General features: G+C 45.2%; 14 protein-coding genes and 1 pseudogene. 12 read left to right on the top strand and 3 right to left on the bottom strand.

Features of this window, described 5'->3' with window-relative positions:
• Positions 1-152: 152 nt before the first annotated feature.
• The 4 genes and pseudogenes from hppD to maiA all read left to right on the top strand — a co-directional run bounded on the left by hppD (position 153) and on the right by maiA (position 4,026).
• Positions 153-1,219: pseudogene (hppD, locus tag VOR_RS17815) on the top strand (4-hydroxyphenylpyruvate dioxygenase).
• Positions 1,212-2,342, top strand: coding sequence for a homogentisate 1,2-dioxygenase (locus VOR_RS0108840; protein WP_010319353.1), 1,131 nt, complete (start codon positions 1,212-1,214; stop codon positions 2,340-2,342). The pseudogene hppD and the gene VOR_RS0108840 overlap by 8 nt, the downstream one beginning before the upstream one ends.
• Positions 2,343-2,365: 23 nt before the next feature.
• Complete coding sequence (locus VOR_RS0108835; RefSeq protein WP_010319352.1) at positions 2,366-3,379, top strand: fumarylacetoacetate hydrolase family protein; 1,014 nt, start codon at positions 2,366-2,368, stop codon at positions 3,377-3,379.
• Positions 3,376-4,026: a maleylacetoacetate isomerase gene (gene maiA, locus VOR_RS0108830; protein ID WP_010319351.1), complete on the top strand. Its 651-nt coding sequence runs from the start codon at positions 3,376-3,378 to the stop codon at positions 4,024-4,026. Before VOR_RS0108835 ends, maiA begins: the two co-directional genes overlap by 4 nt.
• A 40-nt stretch (positions 4,027-4,066) precedes the next feature.
• Here the strand turns inward: maiA and VOR_RS0108825 are convergent, their stop codons facing one another.
• The 3 genes from VOR_RS0108825 to VOR_RS0108815 all read right to left on the bottom strand — a co-directional run bounded on the left by VOR_RS0108825 (position 4,067) and on the right by VOR_RS0108815 (position 7,423).
• Positions 4,067-5,578: a M28 family metallopeptidase gene (locus tag VOR_RS0108825; protein WP_010319350.1), complete on the bottom strand. Its 1,512-nt coding sequence runs from the start codon at positions 5,576-5,578 to the stop codon at positions 4,067-4,069.
• A gap of 189 nt (positions 5,579-5,767) precedes the next feature.
• Positions 5,768-6,601, bottom strand: coding sequence for a CPBP family intramembrane glutamic endopeptidase (locus VOR_RS0108820; protein WP_010319349.1), 834 nt, complete (start codon positions 6,599-6,601; stop codon positions 5,768-5,770).
• Positions 6,602-6,727: 126 nt separating this feature from the next.
• Entirely contained in the window at positions 6,728-7,423 is a 696-nt protein-coding gene (locus VOR_RS0108815; RefSeq protein WP_010319348.1) for a glycerophosphodiester phosphodiesterase family protein, read from the bottom strand.
• A 221-nt stretch (positions 7,424-7,644) separates the two neighbouring features.
• Between VOR_RS0108815 and VOR_RS0108810 the strand changes: the two genes are divergently transcribed.
• The 8 genes from VOR_RS0108810 to VOR_RS0108775 all read left to right on the top strand — a co-directional run.
• A complete protein-coding gene (locus VOR_RS0108810; RefSeq protein ID WP_010319347.1) occupies positions 7,645-8,418 on the top strand; it encodes a DUF3450 domain-containing protein in 774 nt (257 codons plus the stop codon).
• Positions 8,415-9,755, top strand: coding sequence for a MotA/TolQ/ExbB proton channel family protein (locus tag VOR_RS0108805; RefSeq protein WP_010319346.1), 1,341 nt, complete (start codon positions 8,415-8,417; stop codon positions 9,753-9,755). Before VOR_RS0108810 ends, VOR_RS0108805 begins: the two co-directional genes overlap by 4 nt.
• Positions 9,755-10,303, top strand: a complete 549-nt coding sequence (locus tag VOR_RS0108800) for a MotA/TolQ/ExbB proton channel family protein (protein WP_010319345.1) — start codon at positions 9,755-9,757, stop codon at positions 10,301-10,303. Before VOR_RS0108805 ends, VOR_RS0108800 begins: the two co-directional genes overlap by 1 nt.
• Positions 10,300-10,704, top strand: a complete 405-nt coding sequence (locus VOR_RS0108795; protein WP_010319344.1) for an ExbD/TolR family protein — start codon at positions 10,300-10,302, stop codon at positions 10,702-10,704. The genes VOR_RS0108800 and VOR_RS0108795 overlap by 4 nt, the downstream gene beginning before the upstream one ends.
• A complete protein-coding gene (locus VOR_RS0108790) occupies positions 10,704-11,324 on the top strand; it encodes an energy transducer TonB (RefSeq protein ID WP_010319343.1) in 621 nt (206 codons plus the stop codon). The genes VOR_RS0108795 and VOR_RS0108790 overlap by 1 nt, the downstream gene beginning before the upstream one ends.
• Positions 11,321-12,505, top strand: a complete 1,185-nt coding sequence (locus tag VOR_RS0108785) for a tetratricopeptide repeat protein (protein WP_010319342.1) — start codon at positions 11,321-11,323, stop codon at positions 12,503-12,505. The genes VOR_RS0108790 and VOR_RS0108785 overlap by 4 nt, the downstream gene beginning before the upstream one ends.
• A 157-nt stretch (positions 12,506-12,662) precedes the next feature.
• Positions 12,663-13,526: a patatin-like phospholipase family protein gene (locus tag VOR_RS0108780; RefSeq protein ID WP_029627030.1), complete on the top strand. Its 864-nt coding sequence runs from the start codon at positions 12,663-12,665 to the stop codon at positions 13,524-13,526.
• Positions 13,527-13,705: 179 nt separating this feature from the next.
• A partial coding sequence (locus tag VOR_RS0108775; RefSeq protein ID WP_033197421.1) for a DNA ligase occupies positions 13,706-14,343 on the top strand: 638 nt, incomplete at its 3' end.

Here is a 14,343-nt window from a genome sequence, read left to right as displayed (position 1 = left end):
TGCTGCTCATTAATAACTCTATGTAATAATTTCATTACATCTGCATCGTTTATTCATTGCCAAACCATTTTTAGTCATAGAGTTCATTTTTGCTGAAAATTACGCCATGTTCGCAATACTCAACACAAGCGTTAACAAAAAAGGAGCGCGAGATGACCTCAACATTTAACCCATTGGGAACAGACGGTTTTGAATTTGTGGAGTACACCGCGGCTGATCCCGCTGGAATTGCGCAGTTAAAAGAGCTGTTTACTTCTCTTGGCTTTGCTGAGATAGCCAAACATCGCTCAAAAGAGGCGTGGTTATACTGTCAAGGGGATATCAATTTTATCGTTAACTCTCAACCCCACAGCCAAGCTGCAGCGTTTGCCAAAGTGCATCAGTGTGTGGGATGGCGTTTCGCGTTCATGATGCATCTGTCGCCATGCGGCATGTTCTGGCAAATGGCGGGCGAGAATACAAAACACAAATTGGTCCAATGGAACTGAGCATTCCTGCGATTTATGGAATTGGCGATAGCTTGCTCTATTTTGTCGACCGTTACGGTAGCCAGAGCATTTATGATGTGGATTTCAAGTTCTATGCCGATGCCAATCAACGAATGACTCACACCAATGTTGGTCTGTTCGAAATTGACCACTTAACGCATAACGTCAAACAAGGCCACATGGACGTTTGGTCTGGCTTTTATGAGCGGATCGGTAACTTCCGTGAAATTCGCTATTTTGATATTGAAGGTAAGCTAACAGGACTAGTTAGCCGTGCCATGACAGCGCCTTGCGGCAAAATTCGCATCCCAATCAATGAATCGTCTGACGATAAATCACAAATAGAAGAGTTTATTCGTGAATACAATGGTGAGGGGATCCAACACATCGCTTTATCCACTGATGATATCTACCAGACGGTACGCACTCTGCGCGAGCGAGGGATGGATTTCATGCCGACACCGGATACTTACTACGAAAAAGTCAGTGATCGAGTTGAAGGGCATCAAGAAGATGTTGATCAGTTAAAAGCGCTGCGGATCCTGATTGATGGCGCACCGATGAAAGATGGAATTTTGCTGCAAATATTTACTCAAACCGTTATTGGCCCAGTCTTTTTTGAGATCATTCAACGCAAAGGCAATGAAGGGTTCGGGGAAGGTAATTTCAAAGCGTTATTTGAGTCGATTGAAGAAGATCAAATTCGACGAGGAGTACTCAGCGATGCATAAATGGATCACATTTCCTCATCGAGAAGGGGTATGTTCAAACCAAGCTCATGCCGACTTCCCGCAAGAGGCCATCTATGAAAGAGAAGCAGGACGCAGTGGCTTTTTTGGCCCTGCGGCCCATTTCCATCACCAACATGCACCGACTGGGTGGAGTGAATGGCAAGGTGAGTTAAGGCCGAGAGCCTTTAATTTTAATTTGATCGAGCAAGCCAAACAAAGTTCACCGTGGAGCGTGCCGCATCTATTGCATAATGCACAATGTAAAGTACGAGTATGGAAGCTGGCTCAAGCGATGGATCATTTAGTGCGTAACGCCGATGGGGATGAGCTGCTTTTCATTCATCAAGGAAGCGCTGATTTTTATTGCGATTACGGACACTTGAGCGTTTCACAAGGGGATTATGTGTTGATCCCGCGCTCAACCAATTGGCGGCTTGAGCCAAGTGAGCCGATGTTCATTCTAATGATAGAGAATACGGATGCGGCGTATGCTTTGCCAGAAAAAGGGCTAGTAGGGAACCACGCCATATTCGATCCTGCGGTTTTGCAAGTCCCGTCGATTAATCCAGAGTTTAAAGCGCAGTATTCAGAAAAGACCACCCAAGTTCATTTAAAACGCCATGAGAAAATCAGCGTCATTACTTATCCATTTAACCCATTGGATGCAGTAGGTTGGCACGGTGATCTTTCCGTGGTGAAACTCAACTGGCGAGACATTCGGCCGTTGATGTCGCACCGTTATCATTTTTCGCCCTCCGCTCACACAACCTTTGTTGGTCAAGGTTTTGTGGTCTGCACCTTTGTGCCTCGGCCGATAGAGAGTGACCCCGGCGCTTTAAAGGTTCCGTTTTATCATAACAATGATGATTACGATGAAGTGCTCTTCTACCATGCGGGTGATTTCTTTAGCCGCGATAATATTGAAGCTGGCATGGTCACTTTTCATCCTGCCGGGTTTACCCATGGCCCACATCCGAAAGCGTTCCAAACTGGGCAAGAGTATAAGAAAAAATTTACCGATGAAGTGGCAGTGATGATTGATACGCGGCATGCATTACACTTTAGTGAGGCGGCGCAGCAGGTTGAAAATCAACAGTACGTCTACAGTTGGAAGAGCGAATAAACGAATAAGAATAAGGAAGTGACATGAAGTTAGCTACGCTAAAAAACGGCACAAGAGATGGTTTATTGGTCGTGGTCAGCCATGACTTATCAAAATGCGTTGCTGTGCCTGAGATTGCCGAGCATTTACAGCAAGCCTTAGACCGTTGGCAGGAAACCGCACCGATGCTCAGCGAAATTTACACGGCTCTGAATGAAGGCGAATTGCTGCAAGAGATGCAGTTTGATCAAACCTTGTGTCATTCGCCGCTGCCTAGAGCGTATCAATGGGCCGACGGTTCTGCTTACGTCAACCATGTCGAGTTAGTACGAAAATCACGAGGTGCGGAGATCCCTGAAAGCTTCTGGAGTGATCCGTTAATGTATCAAGGTGGTTCGGATGCTTTTCTTGGACCGCGTGATGATATTCAAATGCAAGATGAAGCATGGGGAATTGATTTTGAAGCCGAAGTGGCCGTGATCACTGATGATGTCAGAATGGGTGCAACCCCAAGTGAAGCGGCGCAAGCGATTCGATTGGTGATGTTGGTTAACGATGTATCGCTGCGTGGTTTGATCCCTCAAGAGCTTGCTAAAGGATTTGGTTTTTTTCAATCCAAACCGTCTTCAGCATTCTCTCCTGTCGCTGTGACACCCGATGAACTAGGCTGCCATTGGGACGGCGGAAAACTCAACCTTCCATTGCTATCAACCTATAACAATAAACCATTTGGTTGCCCCAATGCTGGCGTGGACATGACGTTTGAATTCCCACAGTTAATTGCTCACGCAGCAAAAACGCGCCCCTTGTGCGCGGGCACTATTATTGGCTCTGGCACGGTTTCTAATAAACAGGGAACCGATTTTGGCAGTGCGATTGCTGAAGGAGGTGTCGGTTATTCATGCATTGCAGAAGTGCGGATGATTGAAACCATTCGGGACGGTAAACCAAGCACCGAATTTATGAAGTTTGGTGACAGGATAACGTTAGAAATGCGTGATGATAAAGGGAACAGCCTGTTTGGTCTAATCGATCAACGCGTGGTGAAAGGGTCATGAGTGGCCTCAAGTTATATGGGTATTGGCGCTCTTCAGCCGCTTACCGAGTACGCATCGCACTTCACCTCAAGGCGCTCGATTACCAGTCGATTGCTGTCCATTTAGTTAAGGAGGGCGGAGTGCAACATTCAGAAGAGTTTAGCGCTCTCAACCCGAGTGAGTTAATTCCGGTACTGGAAGATAACGGGCATTGCATTACTCAGTCGTTAACCATCATCGAATATTTGGATGACCAGTATCCCCAAGTCCGTTTGGTTCCGCTATCAGGTAAAGAGAAATATCAGGTTAAAGCACTGGCGCAAGACATTGCTATTGATATTCATCCACTGAACAATCTACGAGTTTTACAATATTTAACGCGTGAACTGGACGTGGATGAAAGTCAAAAAGGAGACTGGTATCGGCATTGGATAGCTATCGGTTTTCATGCTTTGGAAAAGAAATTGGCGACAGTATCAGGAGAATACTGTGTTGGTGATCAACTGAGCTTAGTGGATGTTTGTTTAGTACCACAAGTGTATAACGCGGAGCGCTTTAATCTTGATATGGCGCAGTTTCCGATCATCAAACGAATCACTGCTGAGCTTCGTGCTCATCCGGCGTTTATTGCCGCTGCACCTGAAAACCAGCCCGATGCTGAGAGTTAATCGATTAGCCAGCCTTGCGGCTGGCTTTTCTTTACGCTGTTTATTGAGTATTTGCCACTAAACTTGCATTGCTGTAATTGTTGTATCCATGCAGCAAAATAGAATAGCGGCCCGGTTGAGCATTGGAGAACTGACACGTTTCATTATTGCCGCTGCGATAAGGACGGCAGTCGTATTGCTGTAGATCGGCATCAGTTTGATACTTAACGTATAAATCGGCATCGCCGCTTCCCCCTGACAATACAATACTCAAGTTGCCCGCTTCCTGCAGTTCGAATTGATACCAGGTTTTGCTATTTCTGCTGGCCGATAAACCGTTCACAGGTACGCCATTTTTCAGTTGATTGCTCGGTGTAGGCGGTGTTGAGGCGTTACCCATTTCAACCACATAAGCCAATCCAAGTTTAGTAAATTTCACCGCATGAAATCCTGTTGGGTCGGAATTTTGCAGAGTGTCTTGCGGGCTATGAATATTAGGGTTGTAATCATTAAATTTGGATTCAAAAGGCATCGCAGCTGGGTAACCAACCGCATGCCAAGAGGCATGATCAGAGCAGGCATAGCCACAGGTATCAAATCCATAGGTTAATGACGGTAAATATTCATCCAATAGTTGTGTCAAATACTGGGTAAAATTACTGTCAGTGTAATCGGTTATGAAGACAATATCTTCGCGTGAACCTTGGTAGTTAGTCATGTCTAACTGCATCACAGACATTACTTTTTTACCTTCGGCTTTAAAACGATTGGCTAAGTCTTGTGAGCCTCGAAGGCCCACTTCTTCGGCAGCGTAAGCCATGAAAGCGATGCTGCGTTTAGGACGAAAATTTTGCTCAGACAACAAACGGATGATTTCTGTCACGCCCGCGATGCCTGATGCATCGTCATCCGCACCCGGAGCAATACTGCTTTCGTTGGTTCTAGAGCCAAGTGTCGAGTCTAAATGCCCGCCAATCACCACCCATTCGTCAGGTTTTTCAGAGCCTGTAATTGTGAGCATTACCGATTTCTGGTTGTAGCCTGAATGTGTGATTTGTTCTACTTTGCTTGCGGGCAGTGACGCAGAGAGTGAGCGCCAATGATCAGCAATCCAATTTGATGCTTGAGCACCAGTCGAGGTAGTATAAAAGCGATTTTTAAACTGGGTTAAGGTGGTGATGGTACTGGTGATTTGTTGCGCTGATACTGATGGCAACCAAGCATTAACGGTGGTTTGCTGAGTTATTTCTGGTGCACTGAAAGCGTTTAGATTCAGCGGCATTGCGCTGACACTCATCGCACTTTGTGCAGAAGGGTGCACCATATAACCACCACATCGCTGATGATTTTCGTGCATTTCATGTGAAAGCGTCGCCAACTCGCTTACTGGTACTTGCCCAACCCATACTGATGTTTGATTGATAAGATTTTCGGGTAATAAGTTTTGGGCTCCAGAGCGAAGCGCCGTTTGCGTCGCGTCACCACCAATCGAAATCCACACCTTTTCTTCTGCATAAGCGGTACTGAAACAGCCTGCTAGCGCAATCGCCAATAACGTTTGTTTGTGATTCATTCTCTCCTCCCTGGAGTATTATTATCAACATGACGTTGACCATAAACCCTAGGCCAAAAATAGGAATAATGAGAACAATTCGTTTTATACTCAGTTGTTCATAACGGTTGTCACTAAACTATCAATAAGGTATTTCATCGACTGAAAAAAAGAAAAAAGCCAGCGAAAACTTCAGCTGGCTTAGAGGTTTTAACGCTGTACCCATACTGGATAAGTGAAGAAAATAAGGTGGGAAAAATTAAAGAGAAAGTGGAAGAGTACGGCCGTCCATAAGCGCCCGCTTAGATGATAGATCGCGCCGTAGCCAATACCAGCTAATGTGGCAAATAGCACCAAAGTCACGCCGCCAGAAAAATGCGCAAGACCAAATAGGGTACTAGCGATCGCAATACCGAGCCATAGACCGAATTTTTCACTAACGGCTTTTTGTAAATAGCCACGGAAAAATGCTTCTTCCACCACACAGGTTAACAGTAAATTATTGAGAGCAAAGAGCCACCACCAAGTCGGTAAAGATAACTCGGGCTTAATCGCGCCAAGCGCCCATGCGACAAAAAGCAAAGCAAAAAGAGGAATCGACACTTTACCGATCGCGGCCCAATGAATGGTTTGATGGTTGCCAAGGAGTGGCGGCCAAGCGAGTAGCAAAGCAAAAAATACCATAGGTTTATCTAGGTTCAAGTAGAGACGAAAGGGGGCACTATTTGCACCAGCCACCACATTATCCAGCACTTTAGGATTATTAAAACCAGGAATAGCATGCAGCAGCAGTGCAATTGCCCATAATAGCAACGCACCATGAGCGAACCATTTCCAGCGGCCTTTCAGTTGTGGAATGTAATAAGCACCACATAATCCAATGGCGACATACAGTAGGGCCATTAACGATAATCGGTCTGTGAACCATCCGCCCACTAACGACAGTGCTAGCAAGGTGAATGCTGGACGTAACTGCTTTTGAAAACTGAAGATAACGGCAAAAAGCAGCGGGATCCAAATCCATAACGATGAGTCAAGTATCATAGAGAGTACCTTAGAATATCATCCATACTATTGAGTGATGACAGAGTGGAAGAGTGGCGCATTATGAAGAATCATTCTCAATAAAGAGATTATACCAGTCAGCTAAACGCATAAACGCTTGCAGGTTTACAAAAAGCACTGTGGATCGTCACTAAAAATGGCGTCAACCGAGTTGAGATGTTTGAACTTTTTCGGATTATTCACCGTATAGCACCAAATTTGGTAACCCGCTTGATGTAACTCAGCAATGTGTTTTGCACTGATCCATTGATAGCCAAAGGCGTCAATTTCGGCTAACACTTGCTTATCTTTACGCGTTAATCGCTCACTCAACACCGCCAATTTATAACCAGGACAATGCTGATAAAGCTCGCGCATGATAGCGTGGCTAAAACTGGAGAGAACAATCTGTTCATTCGGTAATCCACATTGATCCAGTTGTGCTTTAAGCTGAGCAGCGACTTGAGCAACGTCGTGTTTATCCACTTTGACTTCAATGTTTAAACCAAGGCTGTGCTGCTTTGCGAGTGTCAGCAACGTCTCTAATGTCATGATGGGTTCGCCTGCAAATTGAGGATCAAACCAACCGCCAAAATCGAACTGTTGTAATTGCTCAAGCGTGTAAGAATCAATACGCCCTTTACCATTACTGCAACGATCAATGGTGTGATCGTGGCAAACAACCAATATATGATCTTGAGTCGGTTGCACATCCACTTCAACCCACTTTAGGCCTAAATCAATAGCGGCTTGCACACTCACTTGCGTATTTTCAGGGTAATGGCCGGCCACTCCGCGGTGACCAATAATCATAGGCTTCATAGCGTTATCTCTACACAATTAAAACCGGCTCAGCATAGCGCGCGCCTTCTATTTTGTCTTCAAATTGATGGAAATAGTAGAAGACATGCTTCGGACATAACTTTCGCCGTATACTGTGGTTGTTTGCGCCGGAAAAAATCGTTAGAATGCGACTCTTGATGATAATGAGAGTTTTTATCAACAAGGTGATAACACTTCGTTGAAGGTAATGAATAACGTCTATGAATCTTTTAAAAATCAGCTTGGCCTTGGTGGCGACCACCAGTTTGTTCGCAGTAAATGCTTCTACACTCAGTGACGCGAATGCCATCCAAAATAAAACCAATTCGGCTTCAGTCGCCAGCCAACAGAACATCAATCACAGTTCTCAATCAGCGTTGCTGATACAAGCTGACATCGATCAGTTAAAAGAAGAAGTGAAAAATCTCACTATTTATCGTAATCACTTGGCATCGCTGGTGGAAAACCAGAACCAGGAAGCGCAAAGTCTATCGTCACAAATTGATGAGATAAAACTGACTCGCCAAGGCATCGTTCCTTTGATGTATCAGATGATCGACGGGCTACGTACCCTGATCGAAAATGATAAGCCATTAAAGCGCCAACAGCGTTTAGAGCGTTTAGAAAAGCTGGAATCGATGATGGTGCGAGCGGATGTCAGCGATGCGGAAAAATACCGCCGTATTCTTGAAGCGTACCAAATCGAAATTGATTACGGCACCAAACTGGGTGTTTATCAAGGCGCAATGGTGCTCAATGAAAACAAAACTATTGAAGCTGACATTTTATACGTTGGCCGTTTATCGCTGGTGGCTCGTAGCTTAAATGGCAAACAGTATTGGAGCTGGAGCCAACATTCGCACCAATGGACCGATGTCGATAGTGGGCTATATGCCGATTTAGATACCGCGTTCAAAATGGCCAACAATTTAATCACACCGAACTTAATGACGGTTCCTGTTTCACTTGAGCTAGTAGAGGAGCAAAGCAAATGAAGATGGTTTTCTCTCTCTCATCACTCTGTTTAACACTATTGGCTTTCAACAGCTTTGCTTCTACGGAATTAGTCAGCAGCGCCAAAGTTGAAAACAAACAGCAGCAGCAGCACAATATCGAACGCGAAGCGGGTTTTAAACAAACCGAACAGCAGCTACGCCGCGCCAAAGCAGAGCTAGAAGCTCAGCGACAAGATTTACAAGCGCAAGCAGATAAGCTAAGCACGCAATTCAGTAATAATGAAAACCGATTGGCACGCTTAGAAGAGCAGCTTCGTTTAGAAACAGGAAGCCTTGGAGAGCTTTTTGGTGTGGTACGCCAAAATGCCAAAGCATTAAGCAGTGAATTGGAATCCTCCATCACTGCGGTTGACCGTCATCAGTACACATCGCAGGTACAAGAAATTGTTGCCGCAAAATCTTTACCCTCGATGTCGCAACTGACGGGGTTATGGCACAGTTATGTTGAACAGATCACCGCCAGTAGTGAGATAAGCCGCGTTCAGATCGCGTTTATCAATGGTGACGGTGTCACGCAAAATGTGGCCGCTTATCGTATTGGAACCTTTGGTTTGGTGACTGAGCAAGGTTATGTCAAATGGAACGGGGATAAACAAGCCGCCACCGCTTATTTGAAACAACCGGACAATGGGCCTATTTTCTCTGGCCTAAATACGGGGGAAATCGAAAGCTTAGTGGTCGATCCTTCGCGTGGCATCATGCTTGAACAGCTAGCCATTACGCCAACATTAGCCGAGCGGCTACAAATGGGTGGTGCGGTCGGTAACATCATTTTGGTACTGCTTGGTATTGGTTTAATCATCGCTTTCTATCGCGGCTTCGCATTGGTGATGACTCACCACAAGATCAAAGCGCAGCTTAAAGATGTACAGAAAATTGGTAATAACCCATTGGGGCGTGTGCTCAGCGTCTATAACAAAGAGCAAAATCGCAGCGTAGAAGCGTTGGAGCTGCGCTTGCTGGAAGCGGTGGTCGATGAACAAGCGCATTTGGAAAAAGGTTTATCGATGCTGAAGTTATTAGCCGCGATTGCGCCGATGCTTGGGCTATTGGGTACGGTGACCGGCATGATTGAAACCTTCCAAGTGATCACACAATTTGGTAACGGTGATCCAAAAGTAATGGCGGGTGGTATTTCAATGGCCTTGGTGACTACCGTGCTGGGTTTAGTCTCTGCGATCCCACTATTATTAGCTCATAATATCTTAAGCTCTCAAGCGGAAAATATTCGCTCTATTTTAGAAAAGCAGGGGATTGGCCTCGTTGCTGCGCAAGCAGATCAAGAATGTCAAGCTTCAATGAGGAATGCGGCGTAATGAACAGCGTATTGCCAAGCGCACTGCTCAGCAATGACTGGCTAGCAACCTTGCAGCAGTTTATGCAGCAAGGGGGGATCGTCTTATGGTGGCTAGCTGGGGTGGTGGCGTTTTATTGGTTGTTGATCATCGAACGCGTACTGTTTGTGGTATTGAGCTTTCCTAAATATCGAAAAGGATGGTTAGAGCAATGGCATCAACGCACGGAACATCATTCATGGTATGCCCATGCGATTCGTGAAGGTTGGATGGGTGAAGCGCAGCAGATGCTGCGCCACAACCTTAACATGATCAAACTGCTCGTCACACTTTGCCCTATGTTAGGGCTGCTCGGCACCGTCACCGGAATGATCTCTGTGTTTGATGTGATGGCAAATCAAGGCAGCAGCGATCCTAAATTGATGGCATCTGGCATTTCATTGGCCACATTACCGACAATGGCCGGAATGGTCGCGGCCCTTGCGGGCATGTTTGTACATGCTCGTCTTGCAAAAAAGTGTCATCTACTTGAATTAAAATTAGAAAAATCGTTAAGGAGTTTGCGATGAGATTAGGCAGACGCCAGCCAAGAAATGATGAGGCGCAGATAGACTTAACATCGATGCTCGACATCGTCTTTATCATGCTGATTTTTTTCATTGTCACCAGCTCATTTGTTCGTGAATCAGGTGTTGAGGTTAACCGTCCTCAAGCTTCTCACGCGGTGAGTCAGAAAGATGCGGGTATTTTTGTTGCTATCAATGCATCCAATGATATTTACATCGACAAACGCTTGATTGATGCTGAACGTGTAGAGGCCACTCTAGAGCATTTGCTGCTCGAACAACCAGACGCGGCGTTAGTGATTCAAGCGGATGAACATGCTTATAACGGTACGGTTGTTAAAGTGATGGATGCGGCCAAAGGGGCCGGAGTGAAAAATATCGCATTGGCGGCGGAGAAACGTTAATGGGACGTTTACTGCTTGCTTTACCAATTGCAGGAGCGATTTCGCTGGCGTTGTTCAGTTTTATGGCGTGGATGGTGGATAACGGTAACCAACGCGCTGTAAAACCAACTCAAGCACTGCGATTTAACATGGTGATGATGGAACAAGAACACGATTTACAGCGTCGCCAACGTAGCGTTCCGGAACCTTTAAAGTTGCCTGAGCCGCCACCGCAAGCACAAGTGACACAGTCACAAACTACCGCTACGGCCGCCACATCACTCACTAGTTTACCAGCTTTGGGTTTGGATACAGTGCTTAATGGGGTGACGATTAGCGCACCAACCTTTGGTGATTTTGGTTCAAACCAGCAAGCCATGCCGTTATATCGTGTCGAGCCTGTTTATCCAAGCCGAGCTCTAAAGCGAGGCGTAGAAGGTTTCGTTACATTAAGCTTTACCATTGATACAACAGGAAAAGCCGTCGATATCAATATCGTCGATGCCAATCCTAAACGTATGTTTGAGCGTGAAGCGATGCAAGCGCTGAAGAAATGGAAGTATCAACCTCAGATTGTTGACGGCAAAGCCATCGAGCAGCCGGGACAAACCGTGACTGTGGAGTTTAAAATCGCCAAATGATGAAACGTATATTGATTGGCTTATCACTTGTTATCGGCTCGTTCTCTTTAAATGCGAGCGAATTAAGTGCGACAACCGTCCTGAAAGTGCAAAAAGCGCAGCAATTTGCATTAGAAGAGAACCTCACTCAAGCCATTGAGGTGCTGAGCAGTGTTGAAACGTCACGTCTTTACGATAAAGCATTTGTCGCCCGGATGCTTGGTGTGTTTTATTGGCAAAGTGGTCAGCCTCAAGCGGCTATCAAACAGATCAAGTACGCGGTAGAGAGTGGAGAGCTGCAAGATGAGCAGGCATGGACCACCGAACGTATGTTGGCTGATCTGTATGTCAATGAACAACAATTTGAACAGGCGTTACCGCACTACTACCAATTATTGAAATCCGTTCCTCCTTCACAAAAAGTAGACGATCTGTGGTTGCGTATCGCACAAACCCACTACCAAATTGCACAATGGAAAAAAGTGCTGCATGCGTTGGATAAATACCAAACCGTGACACCACTTAATACTAAAAACCCACTGTCACTTAAATTAGGTGCGCAGCTTCAGCTAGAACAATGGAAAGCGGCCATTCCAACTTTAGAAAAACTGATCATGCTGGAGCCTGACCAAGCCAGTTGGTGGCGACAGTTGGTCGGTTTACATCTGCGTTTAGATCAGCGTCGTCAAGCATTAAACAGTTTAGCGTTAGCCAAATTACAAGGTGTGGAATTAACCGATAAGGATCAACACTTGCTCGCACAGTTGTATGCGCAAAACGGCATTCCAGAACGCGCGGCGCAAGTTCTGCAAACATTACCTGATGCTGATCAAGACTTAGACTTACTGAAAGAGCAAGCCACTTACTGGCAGCAAGCCAAAGAATGGCAATCAGCGATCAGAACGTGGACAAAAGCAGCTGAACAAGATGAGCAATATTATTGGCAAGTGGCGCTGCTGTACAACCAGCAAGGGCAATTTAAAGAAGCGTTACAGGCGTTGGATAAAGTCACCACGCGCGAGAAAAAAGCCGATGTCGCGTTAGCGCGAGTTCATGCGCTCTACAAACTCAATCAACTCGATAATGCTCTATACCAAGCCAAGCAAGCTGAAAACCTAAACCCATCAAACCATGCCAAAGGATGGATCAAATTCCTTTCTCGTTTACAAAAAGTTCAGCAAGCGCACACTGCTAATATCTGATCATAGCGCCTCATCTGCCCGATGATGAGGCGTCTGACCTTTTACGATTTTTGAATCGTCATTATCAAGACTAACATTGGTTCGGTTTTGCCTATCTTAGTGATAAAGAGAACCTATTATTGTCTTTCTGATTTTTTCCGTACCATAACGTTTAACGATGAAGTACAGAGAGAGAATCATGATGAAAGCGTTAGTGGTTGAAGGTGGTGCGATGCGCGGCATTTTTGCCAGTGGAGTCTTTGATAGTTTTTTACAACATCAGCATAACCCATTTGATTTTGTATTAGGTGTTTCAGCTGGAGCTTCAAACTTAATCGGCTACCTTGCGAAGCAACCGAGACGCAGTTACCACGTTGTAACTCAGCTTGCCACCGACCGTCTTTTTTTTAACCCAATTCGCTTTATTAAGGGGGGAAATCTCGTCGATGTGCGTTGGCTAATCGATGAGTCCAACCGACGTTATCCGATTGATGAAGACAAACTGTTTAACTCAGTCCCTTTTTTTGCTGTTGCAACCAATATCGAAACGGGTAAAGCCGATTATTATCGAGTGACTCAAGAAAACTTGAGCACGGCCATTGAGGCCACATCCGCGCTACCGATAGTTTATAAGCACACGCCTTGCTTCCATGGTGGTTGCTACACTGATGGAGGGGTTGCTGACTCGATCCCTGTTAAAGAAGCGTATCGCCGTGGAGCACGAGATATTACGGTTGTTTTATCGCATCCACTTAGCTACATCATGTCGCCCCCTAAAAGTAAGTGGATGATGAAAAAACTTTTTTCACGCCATCCAAATATGGCTAAATCAATGTTGTTTCGTGCGAAACATTACAACCAATCACTTGAATTTATTCGCAACCCACCTTCTGATGCCATCATTCGAGTAATCGCGCCACCTGAAGGGTTTCCCGTTAAGAGATTGACGATGAAGTTACCTTTGCTCAACATAGGCTATGACATGGGCTTAAAAGCAGGGCAAAATCATTTGGAGTGGCTTGAATACACACGTGCAGCCTAAAAACGCTTAGGTTTAAAAGGCTGATAAAACACTATCTACATGTCGTAACTGTCTATGTAATAAGCTGTTTTTTAGAGATGATTGAGTATGAATTTCATCGCAATTTATCTTGTTTATGGTTTTCATATGAGTGGCACGTGCTAAGTATGTACCACATTTTGATTGATCGAGCTGACGGCATGCAACTGAAACTATCGCTACTCTCCATCGCTTTATTGAACACAATTCCTGTCATTGCCACGGAAAACTCTCAGATGTTTATTCCGGTCACAGCAGCCAATAGTTACCAACATGGCATTGATGTTGCTGAATACTGGAAAAGTGAAAAACTGGATGGAATTCGCGCCATCTGGAATGGACAATATCTTCATACGCGTAATGGTAATAAGATCAATGCGCCTGCTTGGTTTACTGATCCTTTACCGAATGAGGCATTAGAAGGAGAGCTTTGGGCTGGACGAGGTCAATTTCATCACGTCCAGCAGACGGTTTTAGACAAAGTACCAAGCGATACAGCATGGCAGAGTATCCGTTTTATGTTATTTGATATGCCACAAGCGGTTGGCGATTATCAACAACGTTACTTAAAAATTATACAACTATCATCAATGATAGATGCTGGGCACATTGCTTATGTGGAACATTCGCCTATTCACTCAGAAAAAGAGTTGTTTGGATATTTAGACAACGTAAGTGAACGCAAAGGTGAAGGTGTAATGCTGCGTAAAATCAACGCTGATTACCAAGCCGGCCGCAGCAACGATTTACTTAAGCTTAAAAAACACCAAGATGCTGAGTATGCGCCCCATGATCCCAC

The sequence above is a fragment of the Vibrio ordalii ATCC 33509 genome (assembly GCA_000257205.1).
Taxonomy (GTDB): Bacteria; Pseudomonadota; Gammaproteobacteria; order Enterobacterales; family Vibrionaceae; genus Vibrio; species Vibrio ordalii.
This window is presented reverse-complemented; position numbering and strand designations above follow the sequence as displayed.